Origin of the sequence: Enterococcus sp. 7E2_DIV0204 (assembly GCF_002140855.1) — a bacterium.
Classification (GTDB): domain Bacteria; phylum Bacillota; class Bacilli; order Lactobacillales; family Enterococcaceae; genus Enterococcus_L; species Enterococcus_L lemimoniae.
Genome location: NZ_NGKY01000001.1, coordinates 308,782 through 321,932 on the forward strand (window position 1 = coordinate 308,782; position 13,151 = coordinate 321,932).

Below are 13,151 nucleotides of genomic sequence, written 5' to 3' on the forward strand. Positions count from 1 at the left end.
TTATTTCCCCTTTTCTATTTATTGAATACACATCATTAATCTTGATGTTGTTGCTTCTACATTTTCATCGCCTGTAATAATAATATCTAGAAATTCTGCACTATTAGTGACAATCACCATTGTTGTTTCATCGTAGCTTAGACCAATAATTTCTTTCAAGTTGTACCTAAGCAAAGGTTGCCCTTTGTTTATTCTTTCTCCCTCTGAAACGAATCGCTCAAAATATTTTCCTTGTAAATTTACCGTATCGATTCCTACATGGATCAACACCTCTACCCCTTTAGCCGAACGCAATCCTATTGCATGATTTGTTGGGGTCGTCATGGTAATCTCACCATCAAAAGGAGCGTAAATCGTATCCCCCAATGGTTTAATCGCTACCCCTTTTCCCATCATTCCACTAGAAAAAGTCTCATCAGAGACATCATCTAAAGGAATTAAACACCCTTTCACAGGTGAAAAAATGTCAATAGGCTGGGTTGTTGCTTGTGGATCTGACTTTAAAGTAGTTATCTTTTTGTCTTTTGTTTCATCTTTTTTATCTTCTTCAAATCCCCATAGCATAGTCAAAACGAAAGAAATAACAAAGCTTGCAATGTAACCGATCAATGCATACATAAAATTATTGGAATTTTTCATAATGTATGTTGGTAACGCTGTAATTCCAGGAATTGAAAATGCGGTTGCTTTTACAGCGAAAAAACCAAATATTGTTCCGCCGACTCCGCCTCCAATTAAAGAGGCATAGAAAGGTTTTTTCAAACGTAAAGTGACTCCATAAATTGCGGGTTCCGTAATACCAAAGATTGCTGGAATAAACGTTGAAAATGCTAAAGATTTGGTTTCTGCCTTTTTTGATTTGAGAGTAACTCCCAAAACAGCCCCAGCTTGTGCACTATTGGCAACTAAATTCATTGGTAGTAACATAATGTCATAACCAAACTTTTGAAGACTGGCAAATGTTCCAGGAAAAAAAGCATAATGCATTCCTGTCAAAACAATTAGAGGCATTAGCCCTCCCATTAACAGCCCTGCTAATGGCCCAGCAACAGTAAATAAAGTTGTAAAGATTTGTTCCAAATATTTACCTAAAAAATTACCTAGCGGAGCAACGAATGCTAATAAAATCGGTGCTGTAATCAATAGCGATAACATTGGACTAAACACAATATTTACCGTTTTAGGAACAATTTTATCCATCCATTTATTCACAATACTTAATAACAAAACACCCAAAATAATAGGCAATACAGTAGAAGAATAATTATTTAATGGAATCGATAAACCAAACATGGATAGTGGACTTGCACCATCTGCTGCACCGTTTACTAATGTTGGATACATCAACATTGCTGCTAAAGCGACTGCTAATGATTCTTTTGTCTTAAATTTACGCGCTGCAGTCATAGCAACCAAAAATGGTAAGAAGTAAAAGACTCCATCAGAAAATACATTTAATACTACATATGATGAACTTTCCGAAGACAACCAGCCAAAAACGACAAACAGAGCCATCAAACCTTTAATTAAACCAGAACCAATAATTGCGGGCATTAAAGGCGTAAAAATCCCACTAATGACATCAAAAATAGTATCTAAGACGTTCATATTTTTCTTGTTATTCGTAGTCTTTTCGTTATTTGAATTAGTGAATTGCTTATCCATTTCCTGAAAGACCTCTGCTACTTTAGCACCGATGATTATTTGATATTGCCCACCACTAAACTGACTACCTATTACCCCATTCAACTGGTTAATTTCTTTCATATTGACCTTTGTATCATCGAACAGATTAAATCTCAAACGTGTAATACAATGCCAACTTTGGGAAACGTTTTTGCTCCCGCCTATTAGAGTCATTATTTGTTGTGCTAATAGTTGATTTTCCATATTCTTTCCCTCCTAAAAACGATAAAAAGCCCAAACGAAAAAGTTTCGTTTAGGCTTATGCTCTGTTAGATAACACACCTTTAAGTTATTTTGTTGTAATTCTTTCAATATGAATCACTAAGTAAACCAATTCATCGTCTGAGATTTTCCATCGATAATCCTTTTCTAGCATTTCTTTAATAATCAGTCCACAAGCATAGCTTTTCATATACCGTTCTTGAATAAGTTCTCTAATCTGTTCATCCATTTTTAAAGATTCTTGACTATTTTTTTGTCGAATGATGAAATAACGAATATGCGTAATAAATCGTGAATAATCGGCAGTCGTTTTATCCAGAATAGTGTCAAAGATTGTCTGCACACTTTTAACAATTTTTTTGATAACCTCAGTTATTTGTAACGTATCGGCCATATTTGGCTGATCGACTTGTGCATTGACAAAATGCAGAGCAATAAAAGACGCTTCTTCTGGTAGTAAGGATACGCTCATTTCATTTTGAACAATTTCCAATGCTTTTTTACCTATTTGATATTCCTTATAGTATAAATGAGGAACTTCCCACTTGATAGGGTTATCATTTTCCTGAATATGATTTATTGAAAATGTCAGATGATCCGCTAAAGAAAATAGTAAGCCTGTACCGAATTTTTGAGTTAAAATTATTTCGCCTGATTCAATAATTCTGGCAGCAACGCTTAAAATTTCCGGTTGAAAATTGTCAATTTTATGACCTGTTTGTTCCTCCGCATTTGGAGTAAAAATCTTGCTAATTAAACTCTCATCGATTGAATCACCTTGTTTTTTTTTAAATCCTATTCCTGTTCCAAATAAAACTTTTTCACTTCCCATTTGATCTTGAACTAAAACAATATTATTATTCAGTGTTTTTACTACGTTCATTATTCTCACCTCCTGAAAGACAAAAAAACACCAAATCGTAAAACCAAGCTTCTTTCATGAATACCTTAAGAATCACTTCGTTTTTTTGACTTGGTGGTGCCTGACTTTGGATCAGTAACACTCCTGCATCTGTGAATTTATGTTACTATATAAATTTTTAAATGTCAACCCTTACATTCCACCTATTACAAGGATATATTCGGAGCAAAATAGTCCTTTCAACCTGTATTTATAAATGCTAACTATTTTGAAACGTATACAATTAGCGATATTTAGGCTTAAGCAATTGGCTTAGAAAACAAGAAGAAGTTCACGAAAGTCACTCTTCGTATTTTTGTGAATTTCAGATTATTTACGAAATATTCTCTTCTGTTTCCAACATTTATTTAGATAGAACGATTCTGGGGCATAACATTTTAAATTATGTCTTAAACTCAAATTAATTTCTATTAGTTTATAGATCGTTTTTTTGATATTTTTTAATTCAATCTATGATAAATTTAATTCCGTTTTTTCAAACATATAGCAATTATAAAAAACTTACCAAAAATATCGCAATAAATTTATGCCTTCTTTTACCAAATAACTAAAAAAATTCCTCTTGATTGTACAAGAGGAATTTCACATATGAGTATAAGTCGAAAAGAGTCAAGAATCAGTTATCCCCTTTTGTTTTGTGACAAACCAACATTACCTATTTTTTAAATTGTAGAAAGATGTTAGGCCTTTTTACTCAGTAAGTCCACCTAATTGCTCCTCAATACATACTAATTGATTGTATTTCGCAAAACAATCTGGACAGCTTAGAGAATCAGTTTTGATATTTGTTACAAAAGCGATATCAGAGAGGATTAATTCTTCTGTTTCAAAGGCATAATAGCAATACCTTAAACCTATTTTTTCTAAAACTAACTATGGTCATTATAAAACACTCTTCTATAATTTGTGAACACCTATATAATAAATAAAACAGACAGTATTATTAAGTAAGAACCTTTGTACTTAACAATACGTTTAGATTAATCTGTAAGTTCTTTTAAAACCTTCAATCAACTATTCTATAAGAGATCATTTTAGTAGTTTATTTACTTTTCTTTAATCGAATAAATTTATCTACCTCGGTTATCATCAAAATGATCATTCCTGATAAAATCGAAATCCCCCATGCTAACATGGACATATCTTCAGTGTAAAATACTGATTGCATAAATGGCACATAAGTCAAAATCAACTGGAGAATAATCATAATCAAGATTATTAAAAAGGCTTTTGGATTACTAAAGAAGCTTTTTGAAATTACTGGCTGACTAGTACGAATATTGAATAAGTAGAATATCTTACTCAATACTACAATATTAATCATCATAGTACTAGCAACTGCCTGACTAACACCTTGTGTCAATAACCATTCATATGAAACAATACTTATTAAAGCCATTAATATTGATACATATGCCATTTGACAGATATCATGAGTATTTAATAATCGATTTCCTGTTTTACGTGGTTTCCTATTCATGATTCCCTCTTCAGCAGGTTCAAAGATAAATGCAAACTGAATCGTAATAGCCGATACCATATTTATCCATAGGAGTTGGGTTGGTTGTAACGGCATCTCTTTTTGCATCAAAATTGTAAACGCAATGATCAACCCTTCAGCAAAAGATGTTGGTAAAAGAAACAAAATACTTTTTTTTATATTATCATAAATTCTTCTACCTTCTCTAATCGCTACAGACATTGTTCCAAAATTATCATCTGTTAAAATCATATCTGCAGAGTCTTTTGCAACATCTGTTCCTTTCATCCCCATGGCTACACCAATGTCAGCTCTCTTTAAAGCGGGAGCATCATTGACACCATCACCTGTCATTGCCGTTACTTTTCCACTTTCTTGTAAGGCTTCCACAATGTCCATTTTATTTTTTGGTGTCGTTCTTGCAAATACTTGATTATGCAATGCCGCATGTTTAAATTCTTCATGGGACATATGATCAAGTTCCGCTCCAGTGACCACATGTATTTCAGGAGCCAGCCTCAGCTTTTCACCTATAGCTTTGGATGTCAATGGGTGGTCACCGGTTATCATTTTGACGTGAACACCAGCATGATTCATTTCTTCTAAAGCCTGAATGACTTCTTCACGTGGAGGATCAATAATTCCGGCAACCCCAAGTAAATCAACACCCTGGCTAAGCAACTCATGACTTACTTCTTCAACACTTGAAGAAACTTTTTTGAATCCGACAGCCACAACTCTTTTTCCTTCCTCTGAAAGCTCTGATACTTGTTGAAACCAATACTTCTCATCGAATGAAGAATCCATAGTTTGTGCCATTGGGAACAACTTATCTGGAGAACCTTTTATAAAAATAATCCGTTCTTTGTTGTTATTCTCGACTAGCTTTGCCATATATCGATAATCCGAATCAAAAGGCAACATATCAATTTCTTTATAGCCCGTTTTCTCAGGATATGGAAATTGTTTGTAAAATAGTGTTAAGAAAGAACCATCCGTAGGTTCCCCGTTAATAGTCCAGCGGTTTTCTTCTTCTACTAATACCGTATCATTCGCTTCAAAACCAGCTTCTAGAAATAATTTAAGTTGCTTATCTAAATTAACTGGTGTATTGTTGTGAAGAATTTCTCCAACAGGTTTATAACCATCTCCTGAAACTTGAAGATGTTTTTGGTAAAAAACGATGTCTTTCACAGTCATTTCATTTTTGGTTAACGTCCCTGTTTTATCTGTAGCGACAACATCTACCGAACCCAATGTTTCTACTGCTGGCAAAGTTTTAACTATGGTATTCTTATTTTTTGCCATATCGCTTACACCCATTGCTAAAACAACAGAAGTTGTAGCAGGTAATCCTTCTGGGATAGAACCGACAATCATTGTTACTACTGCAAGAGATAGAACTGATAACGAATACGTCTCTAAAATTAAGCTGAAAACAAACAAAGCTATTGCTACAGCCATGATAACATAAGTAATTCCTTTTCCAAGTCCATCAATTTCTTTCATGAGTGGTGTTTTTCTAGTTTCCGTATTATTCACTTCTGAGGAAATTTTTCCTATTTCAGTCTTTGCACCAACTGCCGTTACAATTCCTACTCCACTACCTGACGTAACAGAAGTTGAAGCAAATGCTAAATTAACTCTTTCAGCAAGCGGTACATCTGTTAATGCTAAAGCCTCTTCAATCTTTTCAACAGAATCAGGTTCACCAGTCAAAGCAGATTCTTGAATTCTCAAATTATCCGCTTCAACTATTCTTAAATCAGCTGGAACATTATCGCCAGCTTCTAAGAATACAACATCGCCAACAACTACTTCTTCAGAAGGGATATCTTTTCTGACACCTTCTCTGTAAACAGTAGCTTCAGAGGATAGCATTTCTTTGATTCGTTCTAACGCATCAGAAGCACTCGCTTCTTGATAATATCCTATCAGTGCATTTACAATAACCACTAATGCAATGATCATAGCATCTGACGTATGCCCCATTATTAATGTCAGCAATGCTGAAAACATTAAAATATAAATGATCATATTATTAAATTGTCTAAGCAGTAATTTCCATTTCGGTGTTTTTTTTGTTTCTAATTTGTTTAATCCATATTTAAGTAAACTTTCTTCAACTTGCTTCTTATTTAAACCCTTCTCTAAATCGGATAGTTCACATTTTTCTAAAACTTCTTTAATATCCAGTTGATATATATTTTTTTCATTCATAGTTGTATTTATTTCCTCTCCTAATTGACTAAATTTTTATAACACAAATAAGCCCATCATTGTACTAGACAAAGAGCTAGATACTGATGCACCACTATAATCTATTCAATTAAGAAGTAGGATAAGCAAACTAAAAGTTTCTGATCACCGTCTACCGAGTCACTTGTCAATTAAACCACCTCCCATTTGATAACATAAGGATACCAAATAAAAACTAATTTGACAACCTCTAATAATATTGTGATTAGTTAGTTCCGGTTTGTTTATTTAGTTTGCTTGTTAACAATAGATAATAGCCCTAAAACAATACTGAATTATAGTCGTTTGGTCCCTTTAAGTTATTTTATATCAGCGCTCTCATACTCACTTATAAAATAACTTAACAGTCTCTAAACATATTACTATGAGTCTTCTTTCCCCTCTATTGATATTTTAAAATAATTTTCTTCAACTGAGATTTATATGACTCGATAGTATACTTAGATAAATTATGAACCTTGAAATCTAACAGGTATTCATCTATCATTTCTGCATGCAGAAAAAATACCATCCTTTCTCTTAATTAGAGAAAGAATGGTATTCAATAATGATTGTTGGTTATAGTCCGCACTACATCAACTATCCAGTACTGCTAATTAGAAGAAAATTCAAGTTAGCAATACATTCTTTTGCATAGTACGTAACTATTGGTCTACCTAATACTTTCAAAACAGATTACTTAACAAGTAATCATAAGAAACCCTTTTATACCAAAGAATTTATTATTTGTTTTTTAAGTTGTAGAAAGATTTCAAACCTTTGTATTCAGCAACTTCGCCTAATTGGTCTTCGATACGTAATAATTGGTTATATTTTGCAATACGGTCAGTACGGCTTAGAGAACCAGTTTTGATTTGACCAGCATTTGTTGCAACAGCGATATCAGAGATTGTTGAATCTTCTGTTTCACCTGAACGGTGAGATACAACTGCAGTGTAACCAGCTTCTTTCGCCATTTCGATTGCTTCGAATGTTTCAGTTAACGTACCGATTTGGTTAACTTTGATAAGGATTGAGTTAGCGATACCTTTTTCGATACCTTCAGCTAATTTAGTTGTGTTTGTAACGAATAAATCGTCACCAACTAATTGAACTTTGTCGCCTAAAGCAACAGTTAATTTTTTGAAACCATCCCAGTCATTTTCATCTAATCCATCTTCAATTGAGATGATTGGGTATTTCGCACATAATTCTTCGTAGAATGCGATCATTTCTTCAGTTGTTTTTTCGCCTTCACCTGAATCAGCTAAAACGTAAACGCCTTTTTCTTTGTCGTAGAATTCAGAAGAAGCAGCATCCATAGCAAGAACGATATCTTTACCAGGTACATAGCCAGCTTTTTCAATTGCTTCGATGATTACTTCAAAACCTTCTTCGTTAGAACCAAGGTTAGGAGCGAATCCACCTTCGTCACCTACAGAAGTAGCTAAACCGCGCGCTTTTAAGATTCCAGCTAATGCGTGGAATACTTCAGCACCATAGCGTAAAGCTTCTTTGAATGTAGGAGCGCCTACAGGCATGATCATGAATTCTTGGAAGTCGATACTGTTGTCAGCATGAGATCCACCATTGATGATGTTCATCATTGGAGTTGGCAATACTTTCGTATTGAATCCACCTAAGTAGTGGTATAAAGGTACTTCTAGGTAATCAGCAGCGGCACGAGCTACAGCGATTGAAACACCAAGAATAGCGTTTGCGCCTAATTTACCTTTGTTAGGAGTTCCATCTAATTCGATCATTGCTTTGTCGATAGCCATTTGGTCACGTACATCGTAGCCAATGATTGCTTCAGCGATGATGTTATTAACGTTGTCAACTGCTTTAACAACCCCTTTACCTAAGTAACGAGATTTGTCGCCATCACGTAATTCAACTGCTTCGTATTCACCAGTTGAAGCACCAGATGGAACCATTCCACGACCAAAAGCTCCGCTTTCAGTGTATACTTCTACTTCGATTGTTGGGTTACCGCGTGAGTCTAAGACTTCGCGTGCATAAACATCAGTAATAATTGACATGTTTTGTCTCTCCTTTGAGTTTGTTTTATACTAAGGGGATTCGATTCCCTTAATTATGATTGTAGTGAATAAACGCGCGCTATGCAAACATTTTTTGCATAATTCATAGATTATTCAATGAAACTTCAATTAATTGCGTATATTGTTATAAGACGTAATTATTTAACAGCATCAAGTAAAGCTAAGAATGAGACAGCTTCAAGACTCGCTCCGCCAACTAAAGCACCATCAACGTTTTCTTTTGCCATATATTCAGCAATATTTTCAGGTTTTACAGAACCGCCGTATTGGATACGTACAGCTTCTGATACTTCTTTACCGTATAATTTTTCAACTGTTGAACGTACAACACCACAGATCTCATCCGCAATATTCGCATCAGCAGATTTACCAGTTCCGATTGCCCAGATTGGTTCATAAGCAATGACCATTGATGATACTTGCTCATTAGATAAACCAACTAAACCATTTGTGATTTGACCTTCGATCCATTCAGCAGTTTTGCCTGCTTCGTATGTTTCTAAAGATTCACCACAACAGAAGATTGGTGTCATGTTGTTTGCAAAAATCGCTTTGGCTTTTTTGTTGATGTCTTCGTCTGTTTCGTGGAAATACTCACGACGTTCAGAGTGACCGATGATTACATATTGAATCCCTAAGTCTGCAATAGCTGCTGGTGAATTTTCACCAGTAAATGCGCCTGAGTTTTCCCAGTAGCAGTTTTGTGCAGATAATTGAACGTCAGAATCTTTAAGGTTCCAAGCTAAAGGTGCTAAAAATAATGCAGGAGATCCAATAACTGAATCAACAACATCTTTTGATGGAACAGCATTTTTTACTGCTTCAGCAAAGCTTTGCGCTTCTGCTAAAGTTTTGTTCATTTTCCAGTTACCAGCAATGATTGGTTTACGCATGGAAAAGCACATCCTTTTCTTTTTTGTGGTATGGATTGGTCGAACCAATCCAGTTTCACAAGCCAGATCTTTTCAGTGTTACTGAAGATCTAAATGGGCTTGTTCAACTTTTTTACTTATCGTTGATTGCCGCTAATCCTGGTAATTCTTTACCTTCTAGTAATTCTAAGCTTGCGCCCCCACCTGTTGAAATGTGAGTGAATTTATCAGCAAAGCCTAATTGGATTGCTGCTGCAGCTGAATCGCCGCCGCCAATGATTGTTGTTGCGTCTGCTAAGTTAGCGATTGCTTCACAAACACCGATTGTCCCTTTAGCAAAGTTACTCATTTCGAATACGCCCATTGGTCCGTTCCAAACGACTGTTTTAGCACCAGCTAATTCTTGTGCAAATAAAGCAATTGTTTCAGGTCCAATGTCAAGACCCATTTGACCATTTGGAACATCACCAGTATGTTCTTCTGTTGGTACATCATTTGAGAATTCTGCTGCTGTGATTGAATCAATTGGTAAGACTAATTTGTCACCAGCTTTTTCGATTAATTCTTTTGCTAACGCTACTTTATCTTCTTCTACTAAAGAGTTTCCGATATTCATGCCTTTAGCTTTGTAGAATGTATAAGTCATTCCGCCGCCGATAAGAATTTTATCTGCTTTAGAGATCAAGTTTTCGATCACACCGATTTTATCAGAAACTTTTGCGCCACCTAAGATAGCTACAAATGGACGTTTAGGTGCAGTCACTGCTTCACCAACGAATTTGATTTCTTTTTCCATTAAGAACCCAGCAACGGTTGGAATACCAGTTGACGCAATTCCTACGTTAGAAGCGTGCGCACGGTGAGCCGTACCAAATGCATCATTGACAAATACATCGCCTAAAGAAGCCCAGTATTTACCTAATTCAGCATCATTGCCGCTCTCTTTTTTACCGTCGATATCTTCAAAACGTGTGTTTTCAAACACTAAAACGTCGCCGTCTTTCATGTTGTTAACAGCTGTTTCTAATTCAGTTCCGCGAGTTTCAGGAACGAATGTTACTGGTTTGCCCAATAATTCGCCTAAACGTTCTGCTACTGGTTTTAATGTTTTGCCCGCTTTATCTTCTTCTGTTTTCACACGACCTAAATGAGAGAATAAAATTGCTTTCCCGCCATTTTCGATTACGTATTTGATTGTTGGAAGTGCTGCAACGATACGGTTATCGTTTGTGATCACGCCATCTTTCAAAGGGACGTTAAAGTCAACACGTACAAGAACTTTTTTGTCTTTTAAGTCTACATCTTTGATAGTCTTTTTAGCCATTAAAAGTTACCCCTATCTAATTTTATTTTTGAAAAGAATGATTTTCTTGACCTTATAAAAAAGCGAGGAAGCGCGATGCTTCCCCGCTTATTATTTCACAGTTGTTCAAATTTCACTAATGATAAGAGTGATTCTTATAAGTTAGCGAAGTACTCTAAAGTACGAACTAATTGTGCAGTATAAGACATTTCGTTGTCATACCAAGCAACAGTTTTCACTAATTGTTGATCGCCAACAGTCATTACTTTAGTTTGAGTAGCATCGAATAATGAACCGAAAGTCATACCTACGATGTCAGAAGATACGATTTGATCTTCGTTGTATCCGTAAGATTCGTTAGCAGCTTTTGCCATTACTTCGTTTACTTCTTCAACAGTTACTTTTTTGTCAAGAACTGTTACTAATTCAGTTAATGAACCAGTTGCTACAGGAACACGTTGAGCAGCTCCATCTAATTTACCGTTTAATTCAGGGATAACTAGACCAATTGCTTTAGCAGCACCAGTAGTGTTAGGTACGATGTTTTCTGCTGCAGCACGTGCACGACGGAAGTCTCCACCAGGGTGTGGTCCATCAAGAGTCATTTGGTCACCTGTGTAAGCGTGGATTGTAGTCATAAGACCTTCAACAACACCAAAGTTATCTTGTAAAGCTTTAGCCATAGGAGCTAAACAGTTAGTCGTACATGAAGCACCTGAGATAACTGTTTCTTTACCTGTTAAGATATCGTGGTTAGTGTTGTAAACGATTGTTGGTACGTCATTTCCGCCTGGAGCAGAGATAACAACACGTTTAGCACCAGCTTTTAAGTGTAATTCAGCTTTTTCTTTTGAAGTGAAGAATCCAGTACATTCAAGAACGATGTCTACGCCTAATTCGCCCCATGGTAATTCTTCTGGGTTACGGTTAGCTAAAACTTTAACTTCTTTACCATTAACGTTGAAAGAACCTTCGTGAACTTCAACTGTTCCGTTGAAACGTCCTTGAGTTGTGTCATATTTTAACAAGTGAGCTAACATTTTAGCATCTGTTAAATCGTTGATTGCTACTACTTCGATTCCTGCTACATCTTGGATACGACGGAATGCTAAGCGTCCGATACGTCCAAATCCATTAATACCTACTTTAACTGTCATTAAAGATTTCCTCCTTATGAAAATCAAAAATTTTTTTATTTTAAAGGGTTACCCCTTTTAAAATCTCATTTGCAGCAGCTTCATCTGTGATGAGCCACGTTTGTTTTGGTGCATTTTTCATATATGCCCGAATCGCTTTGGCTTTTGATTTACCACCTGCGATTGCAACGACATTGGGAATTTTTTGAACATCTTTCAATTGAAGTCCAATTCGTGGGATCTTATAGACCACTTCGCCCTCTTCATCAAAGAAATATCCGAAAGACTCTGCTACAGCATTATTTTGCTTCAACATGACCATTTCATCATCTGACATTTTACGGCGTGCCGCCATATGCAACGCACGACCGATACTATGAACAACACAATTGCTTTGTTCGATCAGATTCAGTACTTCTTGAATCGTTGGTTCCTGTAATAAAGAGTTATATGTTTCAAGACTTAATTGCTCTGGAACATATAATGCTCTATGATGTCCACCAGTCTTACTTGCCATCACAGCACTTACTGAGTTCGCTTGAACGGTCATTGCTTCACCGATCCCGCCACGAGCTGGAACAAATAGATTATGTCGTTTTTCTGTCTCTAACGATCCCATATGCTCTGCAGTCATCGCCATCGTCGTACCACCCATTACAGCAATAATGTTCTCACCATCAGGTAAAATCAAATCTAATGAATCAGTCAAAATATCGCCAAATTCATAAAGTACTTTCTCTTGATTATCACTATTACCAGCAACTACGATACAGCGCTTGATACCAAAGTATTGACTGATCTCTTTTTCGACTTGATGCATGCCAAGCAATTGATTCATCACTGATTCTAATCCTTGGTAGACTTCTAAGCCTTTTTCGGTTAATGTCATACCGCTTTTTGAAGTTTCTATCAGTTGTAGGTTTTTTAAAAAATCTGTCTCAGTTCTCAAGACTCGTTCTGTAATCCCCATACTGTCAGATAGACTTCGGCGTCCAATAGGCTGCATCCAGTAAATATTACGAAGAATATGAAATCTTTCCTGCATTACATCGAGCAAATCTGGAGCAACTGCTTCAATCATTTTCAATTCATTTAGCATGATGCGCTCCTTCGTTGGTCTAAAAACGTCCAAGTTAGACTTAAAACGACCTATGAACTTTAAAAAAATAGGATTGACGTTCTTCTTTTTCATTGTTAAGTTCTTTAACAGTCTTAAAAGCGTCCCTCAA

At 35.8% G+C, this 13,151-nt stretch carries 8 protein-coding genes and 1 pseudogene; all 9 read right to left on the reverse strand.

Annotation, left to right across the window (positions count from 1 at the left end; genetic code table 11):
• Positions 1-18 precede the first annotated feature (18 nt).
• The 9 genes and pseudogenes from A5819_RS01520 to A5819_RS01555 all read right to left on the reverse strand — a co-directional run bounded on the left by A5819_RS01520 (position 19) and on the right by A5819_RS01555 (position 13,021).
• Positions 19-1,890: a beta-glucoside-specific PTS transporter subunit IIABC gene (locus A5819_RS01520; RefSeq protein WP_086282430.1), complete on the reverse strand. Its 1,872-nt coding sequence runs from the start codon at positions 1,888-1,890 to the stop codon at positions 19-21.
• An 85-nt stretch (positions 1,891-1,975) separates the two neighbouring features.
• Positions 1,976-2,791, reverse strand: a complete 816-nt coding sequence (locus A5819_RS01525; protein ID WP_176271335.1) for a PRD domain-containing protein — start codon at positions 2,789-2,791, stop codon at positions 1,976-1,978.
• 729 nt (positions 2,792-3,520) lie between these two features.
• A pseudogene (gene eno / locus A5819_RS18895) lies at positions 3,521-3,658 on the reverse strand (phosphopyruvate hydratase); the annotation flags it as partial.
• Positions 3,659-3,872: 214 nt separating this feature from the next.
• Positions 3,873-6,530: an HAD-IC family P-type ATPase gene (locus A5819_RS01530; RefSeq protein ID WP_086280676.1), complete on the reverse strand. Its 2,658-nt coding sequence runs from the start codon at positions 6,528-6,530 to the stop codon at positions 3,873-3,875.
• Between the two features lie 761 nt (positions 6,531-7,291).
• Entirely contained in the window at positions 7,292-8,590 is a 1,299-nt protein-coding gene (gene eno / locus A5819_RS01535) for a phosphopyruvate hydratase (protein ID WP_069661790.1), read from the reverse strand.
• A 158-nt stretch (positions 8,591-8,748) separates the two neighbouring features.
• On the reverse strand, positions 8,749-9,504 hold the full coding sequence (tpiA, locus tag A5819_RS01540) for a triose-phosphate isomerase (RefSeq protein ID WP_086280673.1): 756 nt from the start codon (positions 9,502-9,504) through the stop codon (positions 8,749-8,751).
• 112 nt (positions 9,505-9,616) lie between these two features.
• Positions 9,617-10,807 carry a phosphoglycerate kinase gene (pgk, locus tag A5819_RS01545; protein WP_086280670.1) on the reverse strand — a complete coding sequence of 397 codons (1,191 nt, stop codon included), beginning with the start codon at positions 10,805-10,807 and terminating at the stop codon, positions 9,617-9,619.
• 134 nt (positions 10,808-10,941) lie between these two features.
• Positions 10,942-11,943, reverse strand: coding sequence for a type I glyceraldehyde-3-phosphate dehydrogenase (gap, locus tag A5819_RS01550; RefSeq protein ID WP_086280668.1), 1,002 nt, complete (start codon positions 11,941-11,943; stop codon positions 10,942-10,944).
• Positions 11,944-11,983: 40 nt separating this feature from the next.
• On the reverse strand, positions 11,984-13,021 hold the full coding sequence (locus tag A5819_RS01555) for a sugar-binding transcriptional regulator (protein ID WP_086280666.1): 1,038 nt from the start codon (positions 13,019-13,021) through the stop codon (positions 11,984-11,986).
• Positions 13,022-13,151: the final 130 nt, after the last annotated feature.

Coding starts and splice junctions, on each gene's coding strand:
- A5819_RS01555 (WP_086280666.1), bottom strand. CDS start 13,021: ATGCTAAATGAATTGAAAATGATTGAAGCAGTTGCTCCAGATTTGCTC.
- eno (WP_069661790.1), bottom strand. CDS start 8,590: ATGTCAATTATTACTGATGTTTATGCACGCGAAGTCTTAGACTCACGC.
- A5819_RS01530 (WP_086280676.1), bottom strand. CDS start 6,530: ATGAATGAAAAAAATATATATCAACTGGATATTAAAGAAGTTTTAGAA.
- A5819_RS01520 (WP_086282430.1), bottom strand. CDS start 1,890: ATGGAAAATCAACTATTAGCACAACAAATAATGACTCTAATAGGCGGG.
- gap (WP_086280668.1), bottom strand. CDS start 11,943: ATGACAGTTAAAGTAGGTATTAATGGATTTGGACGTATCGGACGCTTA.
- A5819_RS01525 (WP_176271335.1), bottom strand. CDS start 2,791: ATGAACGTAGTAAAAACACTGAATAATAATATTGTTTTAGTTCAAGAT.
- pgk (WP_086280670.1), bottom strand. CDS start 10,807: ATGGCTAAAAAGACTATCAAAGATGTAGACTTAAAAGACAAAAAAGTT.
- tpiA (WP_086280673.1), bottom strand. CDS start 9,504: ATGCGTAAACCAATCATTGCTGGTAACTGGAAAATGAACAAAACTTTA.